General features: G+C 58.4%; 21 protein-coding genes. 7 read left to right on the top strand and 14 right to left on the bottom strand.

All coding sequences use genetic code 11. From position 1 onward, the window contains the following. Positions 1-62: 62 nt before the first annotated feature. Positions 63-968 carry an oxygen-dependent tRNA uridine(34) hydroxylase TrhO gene (gene trhO, locus AC2FH6_RS15595; RefSeq protein ID WP_282022092.1) on the bottom strand — a complete coding sequence of 302 codons (906 nt, stop codon included), beginning with the start codon at positions 966-968 and terminating at the stop codon, positions 63-65. 96 nt (positions 969-1,064) lie between these two features. Between trhO and pncA the strand changes: the two genes are divergently transcribed. Beyond that, positions 1,065-1,658, top strand: coding sequence for a bifunctional nicotinamidase/pyrazinamidase (gene pncA, locus AC2FH6_RS15590; RefSeq protein ID WP_142638619.1), 594 nt, complete (start codon positions 1,065-1,067; stop codon positions 1,656-1,658). Here pncA and AC2FH6_RS15585 read toward each other — a convergent pair. Then, positions 1,655-2,188, bottom strand: a complete 534-nt coding sequence (locus tag AC2FH6_RS15585) for a hypothetical protein (protein WP_281973310.1) — start codon at positions 2,186-2,188, stop codon at positions 1,655-1,657. The genes pncA and AC2FH6_RS15585 overlap by 4 nt on opposite strands. Positions 2,189-2,353: 165 nt before the next feature. Here AC2FH6_RS15585 and pncB point away from each other — a divergent pair, with 165 nt between their 5' ends. Next, the gene (gene pncB, locus AC2FH6_RS15580) at positions 2,354-3,646 is read left to right on the top strand and encodes a nicotinate phosphoribosyltransferase (protein WP_496703484.1); all 1,293 of its coding nucleotides are present in this window, start codon (positions 2,354-2,356) and stop codon (positions 3,644-3,646) included. 3 nt (positions 3,647-3,649) lie between these two features. On the opposite strand, the gene AC2FH6_RS15575 is transcribed toward pncB, so the two are convergent. Genes AC2FH6_RS15575 through AC2FH6_RS15550 form a run of 6 tightly spaced genes read right to left on the bottom strand, consistent with a single transcriptional unit; the run spans position 3,650 to position 11,063 of the window. Beyond that, entirely contained in the window at positions 3,650-5,101 is a 1,452-nt protein-coding gene (locus tag AC2FH6_RS15575) for an aldehyde dehydrogenase family protein (protein WP_496703482.1), read from the bottom strand. A gap of 32 nt (positions 5,102-5,133) precedes the next feature. Beyond that, on the bottom strand, positions 5,134-6,732 hold the full coding sequence (locus AC2FH6_RS15570) for an ABC transporter ATP-binding protein (protein WP_496703480.1): 1,599 nt from the start codon (positions 6,730-6,732) through the stop codon (positions 5,134-5,136). Continuing rightward, on the bottom strand, positions 6,729-7,544 hold the full coding sequence (locus AC2FH6_RS15565) for an ABC transporter permease (protein ID WP_496690260.1): 816 nt from the start codon (positions 7,542-7,544) through the stop codon (positions 6,729-6,731). The genes AC2FH6_RS15570 and AC2FH6_RS15565 overlap by 4 nt, the downstream gene beginning before the upstream one ends. After that, on the bottom strand, positions 7,541-8,488 hold the full coding sequence (locus tag AC2FH6_RS15560; RefSeq protein WP_281995706.1) for an ABC transporter permease: 948 nt from the start codon (positions 8,486-8,488) through the stop codon (positions 7,541-7,543). Before AC2FH6_RS15560 ends, AC2FH6_RS15565 begins: the two co-directional genes overlap by 4 nt. A 40-nt stretch (positions 8,489-8,528) precedes the next feature. Next, the gene (locus tag AC2FH6_RS15555) at positions 8,529-9,548 is read right to left on the bottom strand and encodes a hypothetical protein (protein WP_496703478.1); all 1,020 of its coding nucleotides are present in this window, start codon (positions 9,546-9,548) and stop codon (positions 8,529-8,531) included. A 27-nt stretch (positions 9,549-9,575) separates the two neighbouring features. Continuing rightward, positions 9,576-11,063 (bottom strand): ABC transporter substrate-binding protein, encoded by a 1,488-nt coding sequence (locus AC2FH6_RS15550; protein WP_496703476.1) that lies wholly within the window; start codon positions 11,061-11,063, stop codon positions 9,576-9,578. A gap of 170 nt (positions 11,064-11,233) precedes the next feature. Between AC2FH6_RS15550 and panB the strand changes: the two genes are divergently transcribed. The 3 genes from panB (at position 11,234) to glpK (ending at position 14,460) form a co-directional block, all read left to right on the top strand. Beyond that, positions 11,234-12,073, top strand: a complete 840-nt coding sequence (gene panB / locus AC2FH6_RS15545; RefSeq protein ID WP_496703474.1) for a 3-methyl-2-oxobutanoate hydroxymethyltransferase — start codon at positions 11,234-11,236, stop codon at positions 12,071-12,073. Next, complete coding sequence (gene panC, locus AC2FH6_RS15540; RefSeq protein WP_496702499.1) at positions 12,070-12,912, top strand: pantoate--beta-alanine ligase; 843 nt, start codon at positions 12,070-12,072, stop codon at positions 12,910-12,912. The genes panB and panC overlap by 4 nt, the downstream gene beginning before the upstream one ends. 69 nt (positions 12,913-12,981) lie before the next feature. Then, a complete protein-coding gene (glpK, locus tag AC2FH6_RS15535; RefSeq protein WP_496703471.1) occupies positions 12,982-14,460 on the top strand; it encodes a glycerol kinase GlpK in 1,479 nt (492 codons plus the stop codon). Between the two features lie 180 nt (positions 14,461-14,640). Here the strand turns inward: glpK and AC2FH6_RS15530 are convergent, their stop codons facing one another. From AC2FH6_RS15530 to AC2FH6_RS15520, 3 genes are all read right to left on the bottom strand, one after another. Continuing rightward, positions 14,641-15,486, bottom strand: coding sequence for an enoyl-CoA hydratase/isomerase family protein (locus AC2FH6_RS15530; protein WP_142640334.1), 846 nt, complete (start codon positions 15,484-15,486; stop codon positions 14,641-14,643). A 99-nt stretch (positions 15,487-15,585) separates the two neighbouring features. Next, positions 15,586-16,374: an SDR family NAD(P)-dependent oxidoreductase gene (locus AC2FH6_RS15525; RefSeq protein ID WP_142640333.1), complete on the bottom strand. Its 789-nt coding sequence runs from the start codon at positions 16,372-16,374 to the stop codon at positions 15,586-15,588. A gap of 47 nt (positions 16,375-16,421) precedes the next feature. Continuing rightward, positions 16,422-17,204, bottom strand: coding sequence for a CmcJ/NvfI family oxidoreductase (locus tag AC2FH6_RS15520; RefSeq protein ID WP_496703469.1), 783 nt, complete (start codon positions 17,202-17,204; stop codon positions 16,422-16,424). A 96-nt stretch (positions 17,205-17,300) separates the two neighbouring features. Here AC2FH6_RS15520 and AC2FH6_RS15515 point away from each other — a divergent pair, with 96 nt between their 5' ends. Both AC2FH6_RS15515 and AC2FH6_RS15510 read left to right on the top strand, forming a co-directional pair. Continuing rightward, entirely contained in the window at positions 17,301-18,209 is a 909-nt protein-coding gene (locus AC2FH6_RS15515; RefSeq protein WP_496703468.1) for a LysR family transcriptional regulator, read from the top strand. 130 nt (positions 18,210-18,339) lie between these two features. Further along, complete coding sequence (locus AC2FH6_RS15510) at positions 18,340-19,242, top strand: 2OG-Fe(II) oxygenase family protein (protein WP_496703466.1); 903 nt, start codon at positions 18,340-18,342, stop codon at positions 19,240-19,242. Positions 19,243-19,463: 221 nt separating this feature from the next. Here AC2FH6_RS15510 and smpB read toward each other — a convergent pair whose 3' ends face one another. The 3 genes from smpB to AC2FH6_RS15495 form a co-directional block, all read right to left on the bottom strand. Next, positions 19,464-19,940, bottom strand: coding sequence for an SsrA-binding protein SmpB (gene smpB / locus AC2FH6_RS15505; protein ID WP_496692792.1), 477 nt, complete (start codon positions 19,938-19,940; stop codon positions 19,464-19,466). 46 nt (positions 19,941-19,986) lie between these two features. Further along, positions 19,987-20,529: an isopentenyl-diphosphate Delta-isomerase gene (idi, locus tag AC2FH6_RS15500; protein ID WP_271951847.1), complete on the bottom strand. Its 543-nt coding sequence runs from the start codon at positions 20,527-20,529 to the stop codon at positions 19,987-19,989. A gap of 199 nt (positions 20,530-20,728) precedes the next feature. Next, positions 20,729-21,142, bottom strand: coding sequence for a c-type cytochrome (locus AC2FH6_RS15495; RefSeq protein WP_496703464.1), 414 nt, complete (start codon positions 21,140-21,142; stop codon positions 20,729-20,731). Positions 21,143-21,167 lie beyond the last annotated feature (25 nt).

Genomic DNA, 21,167 nt, shown 5'->3' with positions numbered 1-21,167 from the left:
CGCGCTGAAATCTCCGGGATTATCCGGTGGACTGTCCTGCGTGGCAACCAGATTTCAGAAAATCAGTCCGTGCCCAGATGTTCCTGTCCCCGCTGACGTGCCAGCAGGATCTGTTTTTGACGTTCCCGGAACCGGGTTTTGTCGACCTCAGAGGTTTCCTCTATGCATTGATGGCAGGACACGCCGTGTTCGTATTCGGCACGTTTCACATCCTCAGGCAGGATCGGGCGACGGCAGCCATGGCACAGGTTGTGCGGCCCTTCGACCAGCCCATGCCCAACGGATACGCGGTTGTCGAACACAAAGCATTCACCCTGCCAGGTGCTGTTCTCGACGGGCATTTCCTCGAGATACCGCAGGATGCCACCTTTCAGGTGATAGACATCCTCGACCCCCTGACCCAACAGGTAATTGGTGGATTTCTCACACCGGATGCCACCCGTGCAGAACATCGCCACACGCTTATTGTGGAACCGGTCCTTGTTTTCTTCCCACCAGGTGGGGAATTCACGAAAACTGCTTGTTTCAGGGTCTAACGCGCCCTCAAACGTACCGATTGCCACCTCGTAATCATTTCGGGTGTCGATCACCACCACATCATCCGAGCGGATCAGATCATTCCAGTCTTCGGGCTCGACATAATTGCCGACACGGGCGCGCGGATCGATGTCCGGTTGGCCCATGGTCACGATCTCTTTTTTCAGGCGTACCTTGATCTTGCCAAATGGCGGTTGGTCAGACGTGGCCTCTTTCCACTCCAGATCAGCACAGCCGGGCAGCGCACGGATATGGGCCAGAACCGCGTCAATGCCAGCGCGGGGTCCGGCAATAGTGCCATTGATCCCTTCCTGTGCCAGCAAGAGCGTCCCCTTGACCGATTGCGCGCGGCACAGCTTAAGCAAGGGCGCACGAAGGGCTTCGTGGTTGGCGAACCGGGTGAAATGATAGAGAGCAGCGATCGTATACATGCGCGCGGTCTAAACCCGCGCGGACAGAGTCGCAAGAGACCGGATTGACGCCCCTTGTCGCGCCCACTACCGATAACGCAACCGAAGGAGGTCCCCATGACCCATGCCCTTATTGTGATCGATGTTCAGAACGATTTCTGTCCCGGCGGTGCGTTGGCGGTTCCCGGCGGGGATGAGATCGTGGCTCCGATCAACGCGATGATGCCAGATTTTGACGCGGTGATCCTGACTCAAGACTGGCACCCTGCGGGGCATTCGTCCTTTGCCAGCAGCCATGCGGGCAAAAACCCCTATGACATGACCGAGATGCCTTATGGGCCTCAGGTTTTGTGGCCAGATCACTGCGTGCAGGGAACAAATGGGGCAGCATTTCATGCGAACCTGCGTACGGATGGCGATCTGATCCTGCGCAAAGGGTTCCGCAGCAACATCGATAGCTATTCGGCGTTCTTTGAGAACGACCAGACCACGCCCACCGGGTTGGAAGGGTATCTGCGCACCCGTGAAATCGAGAGACTGACACTCGTCGGACTGGCCACGGATTTCTGCGTCTACTACTCTGCGGTTGACGCAGCGCGGCTGGGTTTCGACGTGTCAGTTCAGATGAGAGCCTGCCGGGCAATTAACCTGGATGGGTCATTGGCCTCGGCAGAGACCGCGATGAAAGATGCTGGCGTTCGGCTGATCTAAGGGGTTGCCCCCGCAGCCGCCAGATACTTGAGCAGCGCAAAGATAATCACCGCCAACCCCAAAGCAAACCCAACCCGGCCTGGTACAGTTCGGCGATTTGGTCCGGCCGATTCCGCCTGCTGTGGCCTGGGTTTCCACATTGGAACCTCTTTGGGCAACCCGGCGCGCGGCTTGGCGGCTTTTACATCGTTCATGAACTTCAGGAAATCAAACTCGCCGCAATATTCGCCTTTGACTCCCGTCGTCCGGATATTGTGAAACAAGGCTCGCAGAATGCGATCCCTGTCCGCCGTATCCTGTGGACGGTAATATCCATGGGTAATCTCGCTGCGCGTCGAATCCAGACCAAAACCGGCATCATGAAAAATTTTGCGTATTTTGGGTGACGCTGCCCGCAATGCATCGGCTGTTTTCACATTCCGAAACAGCGCACGCACTTTGCGTCCGTTTTGCGCCCCTGACGGGGTCGCCTCCGGATCGTTTTCCCCCGAAGCGATCGTTACAATATCAAAGTCGTACTCGAGAACCATTCACTAACTAAACCTCGACTATCCATCCCCCTCTTTCCACTAACCGGTGAAAAGACCCCACAATATGCTCGCATTGTGACTTGACCTTGTCATTGTCATCAATTTAGCGACTCTTGCCATTCCACGCACCTATTGATCTAACAACGGAAATCGCAGGAGTTCCCAATGGTCGATATTGCGACGCGAGTATACAATCACAAATGGAAGATTGACCCGATTGTCCGGTCTTTAATCGACACAGACTTCTACAAACTGCTGATGTGCCAGTCAGTGTTTCGAAATAAGCCCCAAACGGATGTGGTGTTTTCACTTATCAACCGGTCGAATCACATTCCATTGGCTGAATTGATTGATGAGGGAGAGCTGCGCGAACAACTGGACCACATTCGGTCACTCAGCCTGAGCCGGGGGGAAAGCACTTGGCTGCGCGGCAATACCTTCTATGGCAAACGTCAGATGTTCCGTTCGGATTTCATGGGGTGGTTCGAGAACCTGCGACTGCCGCCCTATCACCTTGAACGCAAAGGTGATCAGTACGAATTGACCTTTGAAGGCAAATGGCACGAGGTCATGCTGTGGGAAATTCCCGCATTGGCAGTCCTGATGGAGCTGCGATCCCGCTCGGTGCTGAATGCGATGCGGCGGTTCGAGCTACAAATTCTCTATGCTCGTGCGATGACCCGTGTATGGGAGAAAATCGAACATCTACGAGGGATTCAGGGGCTGGGCATCGCCGATTTCGGCACCAGACGGCGGCATTCTTTTCTATGGCAGGACTGGTGCGTCCAAGCTATGATCGAAGGTCTGGGCCCTGCATTTACCGGCACCTCGAACTGCCTGATCGCCATGCGGCGCGAGGTCGAGGCCATCGGCACCAATGCCCACGAGTTGCCCATGGTTTACTCTGCGCTGGCTGATACTGATGAGAAACTGGCGCAGGCACCCTATGACGTGCTTAGCGATTGGCACGAGGAACATGACGGCAACCTACGGATCATCCTGCCTGACACCTATGGCACCAAGGGTTTTCTGGACGACGCGCCAGATTGGTTGGCGGGATGGACTGGCATCAGAATCGACAGCGGTGATCCGGCAACCGGTGCAGAAACTGCGATCAAATGGTGGCAATCACGCGGTGAGGATCCCAAACAGAAACGCGTGATCTTTTCTGACGGTCTGGATGTCGACAAAATCCGCGAACTGCATAGTCAGTTTGCGGGCCGCACCAAAGTATCCTTCGGCTGGGGCACGCTACTGACCAATGATTTCAGAGGGCTGGTTCCCGATGACGCGCTGGCACCCTTCTCGTTGGTCTGCAAGGCGATTTCGGCCAATGGTCGCCCGACGGTCAAACTGTCGGACAACCCGGAAAAAGCGATGGGTCCGGCGGATCAGATCGAGCGCTACAAACGTGTCTTTGGCGTTGGCGTGCAACAGCCAATCGAGGTCATCGTTTAGGCCCTAACCATGGAACGCGGCTACCGTTTTCACCTGTGAGAATCCGTACAGCGCCTCGAACCCTTTTTCGCGACCATGGCCGGATTTCCCGACACCGCCAAAGGGCAGCTCCACACCTCCGCCAGCGCCGTAATTGTTGATAAACACCTGCCCCGACCGCAACTTCTTTGCCAGCCGCATCTGCCGCGCACCATCGCGTGTCCAAATGCTGGCAACCAGCCCGTAATCGGTGGAGTTGGCGATCTGCAGGGCCTCTTCCTCGGTCTCGAAGGGGATCAGCACTTGGACTGGGCCGAAAATCTCATCCTGTGCCAAAACATGATCAGCGGGTACGTCGGCAAACAGGGTCGGTTGCACATAGGCACCAGTCTCGGGTGCGTGGCCAACAATCGGCCCCTCGCCCACGATATTCAGATCTGCGCCTTTGTCGATAAATCCGGTCACGATGTCCTTCTGACGTGCTGAAATCAGGGGCCCCAGGCGCAAATCTTCGGACGCGGGCCCAACGGTCAACTCGGAATAGGCCGAGGCCATGCGCGATTTGACCTGCTCATACACTGCGCGTTGCACCAGAACGCGGGAGGAGGCCGAACAGGTCTGCCCTGCGTTCTGAACGCCCGCATTCACCAGAAACGGCAGGGCCGCATCCAGATCTGCATCATCGAACACCAGCTGCGGGGATTTCCCGCCCAGCTCCAGCGTCACTGGCACCACGTTATGCCCAGCGGCCTGTTGCACCAACGCGCCGGTGGCAACGGAGCCGGTGAAGGATACATGCTGAATCCCCGGATGCGCCGACAGCGCCGCCCCGGCCTCGGCCCCCAGCCCCGGAACCACGTTCAAAGCGCCCGCCGGCAACCCGGCCTGCTGCGCCAGATGGGCAAAGGCAAGCGCGGTCAAACAGGCCTCTTCCGCTGGTTTCAGCACACAGGCATTGCCCATCGCCAAAGCCGCCCCGACAGAACGGCCGATGATCTGCATAGGATAATTCCACGGCACAATGTGGCCCGTCACACCATGCGGTTCGCGCAGCGTGTAGACGGTATAGCCATCCAGATAAGGGATTGTCTCGCCCATCACCTTATCCGCTGCGCCTCCGTAAAACTCACAATACCGCGCCAGTGCCACCGCATCGGCGCGCGCCTGTGTCAGGGGTTTGCCGACATCCATCGCCTCCAACGCGGCCAGATCATCGACACGCTCCAGCACCATCTGACCCAACCGGGTCAGAATGCGCCCGCGCTCTAACGCGGATTTGCGGCCCCAGTCCCCATCCAACGCTTTTTGGGCCGCGGCCACGGCTGCGTCGATGTCATCAGCATCCCCGCGCGCGATCCGACATAGCTCGGACCCGTCCGACGGGTTGATCAGCGGCAAACCGGCCTGAGACGCAGGCCGCTGCCACGCGCCGCCAATCAGGCACAAGCTGGGATCGAACCACAAGGGGTTGGTCATGTCAGGCTCCATTTCGTCTCTAACATTGAAGTTTACGCCACATCCTGACCGACATCCGGCAGGATAGGCGCAGCGGCAATCAGGGTTTGGGTATAAGCGTGCTGCGGGTTGGAAAAGACCTGTTCGGTCTCACCCTGTTCGACAATCTGCCCCGCCTGCATCACCAAAACCCGGTCGGTAATGGTGCGCACGACGCTTAGATCGTGGCTGATGAACAGATAAGTCAGGTCATAGGCGGCGCAGAGCTCGGCCAGCAGATCAAGGATCTGCGCTCGGACAGAAACATCAAGGGCCGAGACCGCCTCATCAAACAAGATCAGTTCGGGCCGGATGATCAGCGCACGGGCGATGGCGATACGCTGCCTCTGCCCGCCCGAGAATTCGTGAATGTACCGACCCGCGTCATCGGGGCTGAGACCTACGGCTGTCAGAATCTCGGCGATCCGATCCTGCCGCTCGGACCCGGTTGGGGGATGTTCGAGCAGGTGAAACGGCTCGGTGATCAGGCGCGTAACCCGGTGTCGGGGGTTGAAGCTGCCATAGGGGTCCTGGAACACAACCTGCATCTTACGCCGGACGGCCAGATTGGGTTTGTGCCCGGTGAATACTGGCTGCCCGTCCAGCAGAATCTGGCCGCTCTGCACCTCTTCCAGCCCCAGGATAGCCCGTGTTAGGGTCGATTTTCCGCACCCAGACTCTCCGACCAGGCCTAAGCGCTCGCCTTTGTTCAGTGTAAAGCTGACCCCAGCCACAGCCCTGTGGTGTCGCGGCGCATCAAACAAGCCCTTTCGGGGCAAACGGTAATCCCGGACCACCTGTGCAACCTCAAGCAAAGGCTGTGCTGGCTTGGGTTCCGGCAGGTCGACCTGATGGCCCGAAGCCCGGAACAGCATGCGTGTATAAGGGTGCTGCATGTTCCGCAGCAAGGGTTCGGTGGCGCCGGCCTCGACGACTTCGCCATAGCGCATGACGATGATCCGGTCGGCCATATCGGCCACAACCGCCAGATCATGGGTGATCATTAGCAATCCCATGTCGTATTCGCGCACCAACCCCGTGAGCAGGTCTAGAATCTGCGCCTGCGTAGTGACGTCCAGCGCCGTCGTAGGTTCGTCCGCGATCAACAACCTTGGGCGCAACGCGATGGCCATGGCGATCACCACGCGCTGACGCTGACCACCGGACAGCTCATGCGGATACCTGGACAGAGGGAACCTTTCGGGCGGAAGGCCGACGCGCGTCAGCACTTCTTCGGCACGGGACCCGGCCTGTGCAGTAGGCATGGCTTTGTGGATCAGGATTGTCTCCATCACCTGATCCCCGATGGTTTTGACCGGGTTGAGCGCGGTCATGGGTTCCTGAAACACCATCCCGACCGAGGCGCCACGCAGGGCGCACATCTCATCCTCGGAACAGTTCAGCAGGTCCAGCCCGTCCAACCGGATCGCGCCCGCGGCATCCGCACCGTTTGGCAGCAGTTGCATCACCGCCAACGCCGTCATGGACTTGCCCGAACCGCTTTCACCGGTGACGGCGACGATCTCACCCGACGCAACAGACAGGCTGACCTGTTTGAGGATGTCCATGCCATGAATCGACAGGTTGAGATTTTCGATTTCCAGCAAGCTCATGCACGCGCCACCCGTATTCGGGGGTCCAGCCAATCCCGCAAACCGTCGCCCAGCAGGTTCAGCCCCAAAACAGTGACAATGATTGCAAGCCCCGGAATCAGAGCCAAATGCGGGGCAAAACTGACCATCGTCTGCGCATCTGCCAACATCCGGCCCCAACTGGGTGTAGGTGGTTGCGCACCCAACCCGACATAGGACAGGCCTGCCTCGGCCAGAATGCCAAGGCTGAACTGGATGGTGCCCTGTACGATCAGCAAGTTCGCCACATTCGGCAGGATATGTTCCGCCGATATCCGCGCCGCGCCCTTGCCCGAGACCCGGGCGGCCAGGATGAACTCTCGCTCCCACAGGGACAGCGCAGCGCCACGGGTGATACGGGCAAAGACAGGAATGTTGAAGATACCGATGGCAATAATGGCGTTGACCGCCCCGGCACCGAAAACGGCAGTGATCAGGATAGCGATGACCAACGACGGGAAAGCAAAAACCAGATCGTTGCCGCGCATGATCACCTCATCCAGCCACGTGCCTTTGCGCGCCGCTGCCGCCAGACCAAGTGGCACGCCCAATGTCATGCCGATCCCCACCGCCACCAAGGCCACAGCGATTGAAGTGCGCGCACCCACCATGATCATTGAGAACATGTCCCGCCCAAAATGATCGGTGCCAAACCAGTGCTGCGCATTGGGTGGTTGCAGCTTGGCGGGAATATTCAGCGCGGCGTGCGCATAGGGCGTCCAGACAAAGGAAAGTGCCGCCGCCAAGACCACCAGCGAGGAGAGTACTGCACCAAGGATGAGGTTACGGCTCATGTCCTGCTCCTCAGACGGGGGTCAACGGCGGCATAGGCGAGGTCAACTAGAAAATTCACCGTGATCACTGCAAAAACCAGCAACATGACCACCGATTCCACCACGATCAGATCGCGGGCCGAGATCGCCTGAAACACCAACCGCCCGAGGCCGGGCAGGTAAAACACCTGTTCGATAATGATGGACCCGGCCAGAAGAAAGGAAAACTGCAGCCCGATGATAGTCAGCACCGGGATCAGCGCATTGCGCACCCCGTGACGCCACAGCGCCTGTCGGCGGGACAGGCCCTTGGCCCGTGCGGTGCGCATGAAATCCTCACCCAGAATATCCAGCAGGGCCGACCGCATGACCCTTGCAAGAATCGCCGCCTGTGGCAGAGCCAGCGCTATGGCTGGCAGGGTCAGCGAGTGCAGACCGGTCCAAAACCCGTCGTCCCAGCCTGCGAACCCTCCAGCGTTGAACCAGCGCAGATTGATGGCAAAGACCAGCACCAGCATCATGGCAAACCAGAAATTTGGCACGGCGATGCCGAGCTGTGTGGCCCCCATGACCGCCACATCGCCGGGCCGCCCCCGGCGCGCAGCAGCGTAAATCCCTGCGGGAAAGGCAATCAGGGTTGAAAGGGTCAGTGCATAAAGCGCCAGCGGCAGCGACACCCAAAGTCGGTCCGCAATCATCTGCGACACCGGCGTGCGATAGGTGTATGAAGTGCCGAAATCCCCGACCAGCATTCCGCTGACCCAGTTGAAATAGCGCTGAGGTTTGGACACATCCAACCCCAGCTCGACCCGCAGCGCGGCCAGCGTGTCCGCCTGCGCGTTGACGCCAAGCATGAAGGATGCCGGATCGCCCGGCGCGACCTCGATCACTGCAAAAATGACCACCGAGGCGATAGCCAGGCTGATCACCAGCGAAATCAGACGTTTGAGGGCATAGCGTAGCATTACAAACAGGTTACGGGTGCGAGCCGCGCATACGCAACAGCTACTTGTAGGACTGCTGCTCTTGCCGGACCAAATCAGTCGCGCAGGTCGAAAGCTTCGCCGCGGGTGCGCTGTCCACCAGCGTTTCCAGATTTGTCTCGGTCCGGGCTAGTGCCGCCCGACGAAGGACCATCAGGCGCGCGCGAGGACTGTCCAGAAACTGCTCCTGCGGGATGAGCGTTTCCAGCGGGCTGTCGATGCGGATGACCTCGAAATAGCCGCCAAACAGGGCAAGGAAGGCAAAGGCGCAGTTTGGTGCCTCGGCCCCGCATCGGTCAGAACAGAGCTGCGCGATGGGGCGGGTCGACTGGGATGTCATCAACCAGTTTTCCACCGCCGGGCGCCAGCTATTGTCCACTGACAGATCGCCATATCCCAGCCCCAGGGCCAGCAATCCCGCCATGCCCAGCGCCTGATCGGAATTCATGTCAACTGGATCAGGCTGAATGTGGCGCAGCGCGGCGAGACCGTCGCCGCGCGGCTCGGGATCGACCGTCAGATAGCTCAGGTAAGGTTTGAGGTCCTGCATCAGCTGCCCATCCGCCAACAGATCGCCGCGCATTTCTGGATCGCCATAGAGCGCCACAATTCGCGTCGGGTAGTCCGTAGCTTGATGTTCTCCCAACGCATTGAGCTGTGCAATCAGCTTCGGGTCTGGTGTGGGGCGTTTGGCATCCAACAGCGCTTGGGCAAGCTCATTTCCACCTTTCGCCTCAACCAACAGCCAGGATCGGCCAAAGGCCGTCAGGTCTTTTTGACGAAACAGCTTGCGCGAACCCTTTCGGCCCAGCGATTGGCGGAACGGAGATGGTCCAAGATCGGCGGTTTCAATTCGCCCCAACAGCAGACGTGCCTGCGCGTCACCATCAGCCGCCAGTTCTGCCAGCAGAGGCAGAGCGCGTTCATCATCGCCCTCCAGCCACAGTGTCACCGCCTGTTCAAGCGGCGTATCCCCTTTGGCGACCGGCGCAATCACGGCTAAAACCGCGATCATCAACGCAACGAGGGTTGATCTTCTCATGCGCCGGTCTCCTCTCTGGAAATGGTCTTATTCCACCCAACTGATGGCGGTCAGGTCGATGGCCGCTGTGGGTGCGTTTTCCCAAAGGCCCTGAACGCCAGCCTTGGCAACGCCAAGCTTGGCCAGCTGGAACAGATACCCGTTGACGTAATCATTTGCGATCAGACGCTGCGCTTCGCCCAACAGGCGGGTACGCTCATCAGGGTCGGTGGTGGCGTTCAACGTCTCCATCAGCGTCTGAAAGTCGATGCTGTCATACTGGAAATAATAGTCGGGCCGCGCATAGATGCCGATATCCATCGGCTCGGTATGGCTGACGATAGTCAGACCAAAATCCTTGCCCTTGAACACCGATTCCAGCCACTGCGCCCATTCGACATTGATGATTTCAGCCTCGATCCCGACCTCGGCCAGTTGCGCGGCGATGATCTCGCCTCCGCGGCGAGCATAAGAAGGCGGCGGCAGGTGCAGAGTGGTCTTGAACCCTTCGGCATAGCCCGCATCGGCCAGCAACTGCGCGGCCTTCTTGGGGTCATACGCCGAATTGCCGGTCAGATCGACATAGGCCGGGTTGTGCGGGGCAAAATGCGTTCCGATGGGCGTGCCATAGCCGAACATCGCGCCGTCAATAATTGCCTGACGGTCGATGGCATGGGCCAGCGCCTGCCGCACCCGGATGTCGTCAAAGGGCGGCTGTTTGTTGTTGGTGGACAGAATCGTCTCACCCTCGGTCGAGCCGACAAGCACCTGAAAGCGCGGATCAGCCTCGAACTGCGGCATGTTCTCAGGCGCCGGGAAAATGTCGAACACATCCACATCCTCGGCCATCATGGCGGCAAAGGCGGCGGTCGGGTCCGAGATGAACTTGAATGTAGCAGACTCTAACGCGGGCTGATCACCCCAATAGTCGGGGTTTCGCGTCAGCGTGATGCTGTCCCCCTGCACCCAGTCCCCAAAGGCAAACGCGCCGGTGCCGACCGGGTTGGTCTTGATCGCCTCTATGCTTTCGGGGGCGACAATCACCGCATCCCCCCAGGCCATATTGAACAGGAAATTCCCGTTTGGCCCTGACAGGGTGACCTTGACGGTCAGCGGATCCACGACCTCAACGCTTTCGATCCCGGCAAACAGGGCTTTTTGTGCATTGGCGCTGTCTTCAGCGCGGGCCCGGTCGAGGCTGAATTTGACGTCCTCGGCATCCATGGTGGTGCCATCGTGGAAGGTCACACCATCGCGCAGCTTAAAGGTATAGACGGTGCCGTCGTCTGAAATCTCCCAGCTTTCCGCCAACCCGGGCACGACCGATCCGTCGCCCATGAACCGGGTCAGACCTTCGAAGATATTGGTATAGACAACCGAATCGATGGCCTGTGCCGCAGCGCTGGTCGGGTCCAGATGCGGCGGCTCAAGCTGCATTGCGATGGTGATGTCGGATTTGGCCAGGGCTTGGGTGGCTATCAAACTGGCTCCAATCGCCAGCGCCGATGCAAAAGACCGAAACATCTGCTTTGTCATATCGTTGTCTCCCCACTGAAACTGCGTGGTCCTGCATGTCGCGGACCGGTCTGCGGACCAATGTCCCTTTAAACCCTAGGTCAATCAAGGAAATGTTCGCGCAACCGGGCTATCTTTGGCCCGGTCCAATCTGCTATGCCGCACCGCAACATGAACCGCGAGGAGCGAGCATGAGCGCCACCGCCCGCAAAAGAGCCCCGAATGCCGTGGATATTCGCGCCCGAAAAGGTGGCGAGCCACTGGTCAGTCTGACCGCATATACAACTCCGATGGCCCGACTGATGGATGATCATTGCGACTTTGTTCTGGTCGGTGACAGTGTCGGCATGGTGCTACACGGGTTGGAATCCACACTTGGCGTGACGATGGAGATGATGATCCTGCATGGTCAGGCTGTTGCTCGCGGGCTGGACAAGGCGATGATGGTCATCGACATGCCCTTTGCCAGTTACGAGGAAAGCCCCGCACAGGCGTTCCGCAATGCTGCCCGCCTGATGGCGGAAACCGGTGCCGGTGCCGTCAAGCTTGAGGGCGGTGTCGAAATGGCCGAGACCATCCGCTTTCTGGTCAAGCGCGGCATCCCGGTGATGGCGCATATCGGCCTGACCCCACAGTCGATCAACACGCTGGGTGGATACAAGGTGCAGGGCCGTGATGATCAGGCACAGACGGTACTGGCCGATGCCCATGCCGTGGCTGAAGCAGGCGCCTTTTCCCTTGTGTTAGAGAAGGTTCCGCAGGGTCTAGCCGACCAAATCACTGCCGAGGTCGCTATCCCTACTATCGGCATTGGCGCGTCCGCCGGATGTGACGGGCAAATACTTGTGGTGGACGACATGGTCGGCTTTTTCACCGCTTTCAAACCCAAATTCGTCAAACGCTATGCCGAGCTAGGGCCACTGGCCGAAGCCGCCATCGCCGAGTACGCCGCCGAAGTGCGCGCACGCGCTTTCCCCGCCGATGAACATGTCTTTGCCGATCAGGCTCCGTCACAGGGCTCAGCTAAATGACCGCTCCGATCCTGCGTCGCCTCTCCGATCTGCACGCCTTGACCGCCAACTGGCGCAAGAAAGGTGAGGCAATCGGCGTCGTCCCAACTATGGGCGCGTTGCATCCGGGGCATCTGTCTCTGGTTGAGGCGGCCAAAAATGGCACCGACCGAGTTATCGTGACGATTTTCGTGAACCCAAAGCAGTTTAACAACCCCGAGGATCTGGCCAATTATCCGCGCACCGAAATCGAAGATGCTCAGAAACTGGCGCCCTATGGCGTTGATGCAATTTATGTGCCGGACCCGGACGAGATCTACCCGCAAGGCTTTGCCACTACCGTATCTGTAACTGGCCTGACCAATGTGATGGAGGGCGAATTCCGCCCCGGTCATTTCGATGGCGTCGCCACTGTGGTCGCCAAACTGTTCCTGCAAACCCAGGCAGACAGAGCCTATTTTGGGGAAAAAGACTATCAACAGCTGCTTGTCGTGCACCGCATGGCGCGCGATCTGGATATCCCGATCGAAGTGATCGGCTGCCCCACGGTGCGTGAACCCTCGGGTCTGGCCATGTCCTCACGCAATCAGCGCCTCTCGCCCGAGGGGATGGAGATTGCAGCGCACAAACACCGCATCATGCTGGATCTTGCCAACGCGCTAAAGAACGGCGCCCCGTTCGACACACTGGCAGCACAGGCCAGTACCGATCTTTTGGCCGCAGGTTTTACACAAGTGGAATATATCCAACTGCGCTGTGCGGAATCTCTGAACCCGCTGACACATGCCGACCGACCCGCCCGCCTGTTTGCCGCGGCCTGGGCGGATGGAGTGCGTCTAATCGACAATATTCCCGTCTGAACACTCTGGTACGCAACCGACTGTTTGCGCTAAAGTCTCGCAAAACCAAATGCGAAGGGGGGCGCAGGCGTGACCTATATTCTTGCCATTGATCAGGGCACCACATCATCACGGGCCATTCTGTTCGACGCGGACATGCAACGGGCAGGCACCGCGCAGCATGAATTCACGCAGCATTTCCCACAAGAAGGCTGGGTCGAACACGATCCCGAGGAAATCTGGGACAGCGTCCTACGTGTCTGCCGCGAGGTGATGCAGAGCGTTGGCGCAACCCCCGATCAGATTGCCAGTATCGGCATCACCAACCAGCGTGAAACAACCGTGGTCTGGGACAAGCAGACCGGCAAGCCGATTTACAATGCTATCGTCTGGCAGGATCGCCGCACCGCCGATATCTGCGCCCGCTACAAGCAGGCCGGTTGCGAGGATGACGTAACCCAGCAGACCGGGCTTTTGCTGGACCCGTATTTTTCGGGCACCAAAGTCAAATGGCTACTGGATAATGTCCCCGGCGCCCGCGATCGCGCCGAGGCAGGCGAGCTACTGTTCGGTACCATCGATAGTTTCCTGATCTGGCGCCTGACCGAAGGCCGCAACCATGTGACAGACGCCACCAACGCTGCCCGCACACTGCTGTTCGACATCCACAAAGGCTGTTGGAGCACCGAGATTTGCGATCTGTTGGATGTGCCCATGTCCATGCTGCCCGAGGTACAGGATTGCGCCTCGGATTTCGGAAAAACGACTCTGATTGGGGGAAAAATCCCGATTCTGGGTGTTGCGGGCGATCAGCAGGCCGCAACCATCGGGCAGGCCTGTTTTCAGCCCGGCATGATGAAATCGACCTATGGGACAGGCTGTTTTGCGCTGTTGAATACCGGGCCACAGCCGGTCGCCTCGAAGAACCGCCTACTGACGACGATCGCCTATCAGTTGGACGGGCAAAAAACCTATGCCCTTGAGGGTTCGATCTTTGTCGCAGGCGCAGCAGTCCAATGGCTGCGCGATGCGCTGCAGATCATCGAAACCGCCCCGGAAAGTGGCGAGCTGGCGCAGCAGGCCGACCCCAACCAGCATGTTGTGCTGGTGCCCGCGTTTACCGGATTGGGCGCGCCTTATTGGAAACCAGATTGTCGGGGCGCGGTCTTTGGCCTGACCCGCAATTCCGGGCGGGCAGAATTTGCCAAGGCAACACTGGAAAGCATCGCCTATCAGACCCGAGACCTTTGGCATGCCATGCAGGGCGACTGGGGCGCAGATACCGATGTCATCTTACGCGTCGACGGCGGTGCCAGCGCATCTGATTGGGCGATGCAAGGCCTGTCGGATTACCTCGGCGCCGAGGTCGACCGACCCGTGATGCAGGAAACCACCGCACTGGGCGCGGCCTGGCTGGCGGGTATGCGCGCAGGCATCTACCCTGATCAACAGGAGTTCGCGGAAACCTGGGCGCTGGATCGCCGGTTCGAACCCAAACTCTCCACAGAGGAACGCGACGCCGCCTATGACCGCTGGCAACGCGCTGTTCAGGCGGCCATGGCGTTCTGATCGCAGCCGCATTTGGGCTCTGCTTTGTTCAAACTTGGGTTCTTATGGGGCCACCCGTGCGAACGGTGAATTTCTACGGCAAGTCAGTGCTGCGAGTAAGGCTGTTGGTCAATGTCGGGACCGCGGGACAAAACGGACATCCGACGCACAAGGCCGAATGTCCGCTTAATCCAATCAATCTCAGTTGATATCCTGAACATCCATGACCAGGTTTTCCCAGTTCCGCTGGTTTTCCATGTCGTGCTCTAGGCCCTGCTCGTCTGCGATCGTGAAGCGTTTAACGGCTGATGTTTTGCTCGTTGCCTGGTAGAGCCAATAGGCCTCGGCCTTCAGGGCCTCATCGATAGGCTTGTCGATCGACTCGTAGACCATCTGCTTGCAGGCATTGATGGACTCTGCCGGGAACTTGGAAATCCGCTGCGCCAAGGTGTTTACGTAGTCGTCGATCTCATCAGCATCCAACGCTTTATTGATCGTGCCCATTGCCTCGGCTTCATCGGCGTCAAAGTCTCGGGCACTCAGGATGATTTCCAGCGCGCGGCCCAGACCGGTCTGACGGGCCATGCGGGACGCACCGCCGCCGCAGGGCAGGATACCCATGCCGACTTCCATCTGCATGAACTTGAATTTGCCACGCGCCGCAAAGCGCATGTCCAGCGCCAGGGCCAACTCGTGGCCACCACCGCGTGCGAAGCCTTCCAGCTTCGCGATCGTGGCCTGAGGCACCTTGCTAATGCGTTCGCAGACCGCTTGCAAATCGAGCAGCTGGGCTTCATCGCGGGAGACAGCTTCGGTCGACATGTCCTTGAGCAGCTCGGTGTCGTAGTGGCAGACCCAAACCTCGGGGTTCGCGGATTGGAAGATGACCACCTTGGTATCGCGGTCCCGCTCCAGCCGCATGGCAAGGCTGTTGAGGTCGGCCAGCATTTCCTGGCCTTGCACATTCACTGTTCCAAAATCGAATGCCACCGTTGCGATGGCGTCTTGGACCTTCACGTCAAAGGTTTGAAAATTCTCGTATTTCATCAGTCAGTCCTTTCTTGGGTCCGGACAACGCATGTCGCCGGAGGGTTGCAGCTTCAGGTGGTGTAAAAGACGCCCGACGTCAGACGGGCGTCAGTGGGATCAGCTGAGAGATTTCAAAGCATCTTCGATGCCTTGCATCACCTGCGCCGAATGAGTTGCGTCCAGTGCAGCCGCATGTGGCTGCGCGAACTGGCCGCTGTCATTGTCAAAATACTTGCCCGAAACATCCGCGAACGACGACCCGAGCGCCGCTTCACGCAGGATGTTCGCGCCGATGGACAGATCGTTGCCCGCGATGCCGTAGCCTTCCTTGACCATCTTCGAAGCCAACAACGATCCGGGATTGACGGCGACGACGACGGGTCCGTCGGTCAACTCCTTCGCCAATTCGCGGGTCCAGATCGTGATGCCGAGCTTGCTTTGCGCGTAGGCGTCATTGTGGCCAAGCTGTTTTTCCCCGCGCATGGCAGCCAAATCAATCGGCGCTTGCGCGGCAGAGGATAGATTCACGATCCGCCCGTCTTTCGGAATGATCGGCAGAAGCGCGCGGGTCAGCGCATAGGGCGCCAAGGTGTTGACCATGAACCGCACATCATGGCCGGCCTCGGTCTGGGTCTCCGCGACTTTCAGCACGCCCGCGTTATTGATCAGCACATCAAGGCGGTCGTGTTTCTCGCGCACCTCTGCCGCGAAGGTTTGGATATCGGCCATACGCGACAGGTCAGCGGCATAGGTTTCGACGTCGCCGCCGACCTCGTTGACGGCGGCTTCCAGTTTGGCTGCACCGCGTCCATGAAGCAGAATTTTGTGCCCCTCTTTTGCGAGGGTCTGCGCCGTCAAAAGACCGATGCCGTCTGTTGATCCGGTGATAAGAATTGTCTTGGTCATGATTGTCTCTCTCCGTTTGCTCGTGTTTCGTGGGTCCGATGATGGGATCAGGCAAAACGCACTAGGGTGCGGCTCTCAATGCTTTTGCGGATGGTCATGACGTTTGGGTCTTCGACCATGTCCAACGCGGAGTGCCCGATGGAGGGCCGTCCCTGATTGTCGAAGATGTTGAAGTAGGCGACCTCATCCGGGGTCATCTTCGACATGTAGATCCACTGATGAATCGGGTTTGCCGCCAACCCCATGATCTGTCCTTTGCGGTCGGGATAGATCAGATCAAGCAGGATCCAGTCTTCCGGGGCGACGCTCGACGGCAGGATAAACCCGAGCGGGGCTGAGTTGATCGCCGCCTCGATCGGTCGCCAGATGTTAATGAAGGCGTAGTGCCCCGCGCTCCATTTTGCCGCTGTATCAGCACCAAGAATGTCGATCAGTCGCTGTTCTGCGCCGTCAGGGCTGTAGTCGCTGTGGACGTTTCGCGCGGGCTTGCGCGCGGCGTCAGGGTCATCCACCCGGATCGTGTGATCAAAGATGATCACCTCCTGCGCGTCCAGCTTGGTCGTCAGAAGCGACGTCAGCTCTGCGTCGTACTCCGCTTGCCAGGCATCATCGTCTTGCGCGAACGAGACCGCTGTTGGGACGAAAGAAAACGCGACAGCGTCATCCTCGAATGATGGGTCTGTGGCTGACCTGCGCGCGTCGCGCACTTTCACTTCGGTTGGGGTGAGTTCTGGCGCGATCAGATTGCCAACGATGCCACCGGCATCAAGCTCGAACGCCTGACGCTCCGGTTTGTGGACGTGATAATTCACTGTCGCTGTCTGAGTCATTCCGCTCTCCGCTCTGTCTTGAGCTTTGACCTATACCGCTGCGTAGATATATAAACGGTAGATAATCGAATTCAGTTTTCTGGAAAAATATACAATATGGATACGCAAAGCCTCCGCCTCTTCGTCCTTGCTACTGAAACGCTGAACATCAGCGCGGCGGGCCGAACGCTAGGGATGGCACCGGCGGTAGCCAGCGCGCGGCTCGCAAAGCTTGAAAAACTGCTGGGCGCCGAATTGTTGCATCGATCCACGCGGAAAGTCTCGGTGTCCCTAGAGGGGCAGGACTTCTTGCCGTACGCCCGAGAGATGATCGAACAGGAAGAAGCGGCCCTCGCCGCATTCGGCAAAGGCAAGGCCGAGGTGAGCGGGACATTGCGCTTTGCCGCTCCAAGCACCTTTGCCCAGCTCTATATCGCGCCCCTGTTGCCCGCTTTTATGGATGCCTATCCAGACCTGACGCTCGATTTGCATTTATCAGATACCCAGTTCAACCTGATTGAGGGCAGCTATGATCTGGCCCTCCGCAATTCTATTCTGGAGGACAGCAGTCTGACGGCGCGCAAACTGGCAAACGACACACGTATTCTTTGTGCAGCACCAGACTATCTGGAAACACATGGGGTGCCCGGCACACCGGATGACCTCGCGGCGCACCGTCTGGTCGCCTTCAAGGATCTGGAGCCGCGCGCCTTGGTGTCAGATGACGGAGCCAAAGCAACATTCGACCTCCACAAAGCCTCCCACAAGCTGATCGTGAACGACGGGCTGACACAAGTGCGTGTCACGCTCAAGGGTGCCGGCATTTCGATTAACTCCCTCTGGGCAGTCCACAGCGAGCTGAATGATGGGTCCCTTGTGCAGGTGCTGCCCGGGTACACACTGGCGGACAATCCGGCGCTTTGGCTGATCTACCCCAAAAGCAACGTAGTCTCCGCAAAGGTCCGCGTCTTCATGGACTATCTGATCCAACAGATCGGACGGTCAGCGGCTTGGGCCGGGTCCTAGGCGCCACACCTCTATTATGTAGAGAAAACGAATTCTGTTATCAAAAATATGTCCATTCATACGCAATCTAAGCGTAATATCTGATGTCTCGGAAGCAACAGGCTTGACCATCAGAAAGTTGAGACAGGACATGACACAATCTGCATTAGAGCGCGCACGCGCCGTGGAACGCCCCACACGCGAAGCAATGCTGCAACGCGCCCCGCAAGTCGCGCAATTCTGGAATGACAACCAGGAGCTGTTCAAACACGCATGGAAGGAATGGGAGCAGGCCAATCAAACCGCCTTGGATGCATCTGTTCATGACGACCGTCTCCGCGCAGCGGTCGAGGGGGCCTGGAAAGACCCGGCAACCGAAGGCGAAGTGAAAAAACTATGGGAAGAGGTCTTCCCCGGTGTCTACAAAACCCAGTTCTTTGACCCCGAACGGCTGTTCGTTTTGCGCAGCTATCTGGACAGCGTCGCCGATGCAGGCATTCCGCTGCGCCCACCCTATGGCATTTCCCTCAACCGGGGCGGTGCAATGCTTGACCCGCGCTCGGAAGGGCATCTTGGGGCCTCAGCCTTCCAGGCGTTCTACCGCGACCTCATGAACACCTATATGCGGCCCATCTCACGGCTCTTGTTCCCGGATGTGATAGGATACGACACGCAGACCTTCGGGTTTTCCATCCAGTGGCAAGCAGATAAGGACACGTCGCTCCGGCCTCACTCAGACGCATCATCGGTCACGCTGAATATCAATCTAAATCTACCGGACGAGGCCTTTTCTGGCTCCGCTGTCAGCTTCATTGATCCCGCGTCGCGACGGGTCGAAAAACTGCACTTTGAGCCCGGCACGGCCTTGATCCACCACGGCAGCGTCCCCCATGCGTCTGAACCGATCACCGAAGGTCAACGCTCCAATTTCGTGCTGTGGCTCTACGGTCAAAACGGCCAGATCCCGCATCCTGGTGCGTTCGCGCCCACAATCGATCCGCGCGCGCGCTGGACGGTCCCGACCGATCCATCGGACGGGTTTGCGCCCTTCTGATCCGCGGACCTCGACAGGTTGGTTGGGTGATAGACGTCGCCCAGCCAACATAGCGGAGGCTCGTTGGCCGCTTTTTCAGATAATCTCGAAGCAGCCATTGGTGCAGGTTGCAGCATTCGTTGTTTTGGGCTCAAACCTGACATCTGCCGTATCTGTAGCCCCGGTAGCCTGATTGAGAACGCGAGGATCAAATCCATCCGACAACCGATAGTCGAGCGCCTTTAGCTGTGATCTTTCAGCAAGCGTTGCTTTTGCCGTGACCAGTCGCGCTTGGCCTGGGTTTCGCGCTTGTCGTGGTTTTTCTTACCCTTAGCGATGCCGATCTTAATCTTGGCCAGGCCCTTGTGGTTGAAATACAGGACCAGCGGCACAAGCGTCATGCCTTTGCGTTGGGTCGCGTTCCACAGATTTGACAGCTCTTTGCGCGACACCAACAGCTTACGGCGACGACGTTCTTCGTGTTTGAAGACCTTGGCCTGGTCGTAAGGGGCGACATAGCTGTTGACCAGCCACAGCTCTCCGTCATCAACCGTGGCATAGCTTTCGGCGATGTTAGAACCGCCTGCCCGCAGGGATTTGACCTCGGACCCGTGCAGCATGATGCCGCACTCGATATCCTCTTCGATCGCGTAATCGAAGCGGGCACGCCGGTTTTCGGCGATGACTTTGTAATTCGGGTCTGTCTTCTGCTTGGCCATGACGGGTTGATTTAGGCCCCTTGGGCGGGCCTTGCAAGCAGGTGCATCAGGATTTGGCCGAGATAATCAGATCGGGGCCGAAAATCGTGTCGGCGTGGTTGTGCAGGTAGATCTTCAGCCAGGGTGTAAACCGGTCGGGATGGCGCTGCACTTCGGCCAGCAGATCGTGGTAGTCGATCCAGCGGATATCCATCACTTCCTCGGGGTTCGGCTCGATCTTCAATGGCCCGCGGACATGAGCGAGGAAAACATCCACCACCTCATGCTCGATCAGGGAATTGCCGACATCGGCATGATATTCCAGCCGGTGACGATATTCGGGATACAGCCCAGTGATCCCCAGTTCCTCTTGCAGGCGACGCACTGCACAGACCGAGGGCATCTCACCCCAGTCAGGATGGGTACAACAGGTATTCGCCCACAGGCCGGGCGTGTGGTATTTGCCCATCGCCCGGCGCTGCAGCAAAATCTCGGTGCCGCGCACAACAAAGACCGACACCGCCTTGTGCCGCAGACCCTTTTCATGGGCTTCAAGCTTTTCAACGGGGGTCAATTCACCATCAACCCAGGCCGGGATCATGATTCCCATTTGTCGTCTCCTGCTGCCGATCCGCCTGTGCGACCGGGAATTCCGGAATAGCTTTGGCCTGATAGGCTTGGCTGTGGTGCAAAGCGGGCAATGCACCACGCGATTCCAAACTGGCGTCTATTGATCCGGTTATCAACCGCACGAAAGGCCGCAGGGGCTGCGGCCTTTTCTGGTCTTACCGATTGCGTGGTTTCCCAGGTTATTCGCCCGAAACACTGACGATATAGGCGTAAACGTCCTCAGCGCCCTTTTTCAGCTTGAAGGTCATTTTGGACTTGGCCGAGGTCTGATCCAGATAGGATTGCAGGAAGGCTTTGGGGTCCTGGGCATATTCGACAAAGGCTGCCTCGTCCCAGACCAAACCGTTTTCACCGGCTTCGACAATGCTGTCACCGTATTTGAACCCTTCGACCGTCCCAGCAGTACGGCCTGCAACCCCATAGAGGTTCGGGCCGGTTTTTCCGCCCTTTACGATCACCTCGCCATCGGGATCAGCAATCAGATGGCAGGATTTGCATTTGTTGAAGGCTTTCTTGCCAGCTTCGGTGTCACCTTCAGCATAGACTGGAAGGGCCAGTAGGCCGGCAATTGCGGTCGCGAGGATACGATTCATAACTTTTGCTCCGATACGAATTGGC

The organism is Ruegeria sp. CDSC045 (assembly GCF_059610725.1).
Note: the sequence above shows the minus strand (reverse complement) of the source record. Positions and strands in the feature narration are given on the sequence as shown.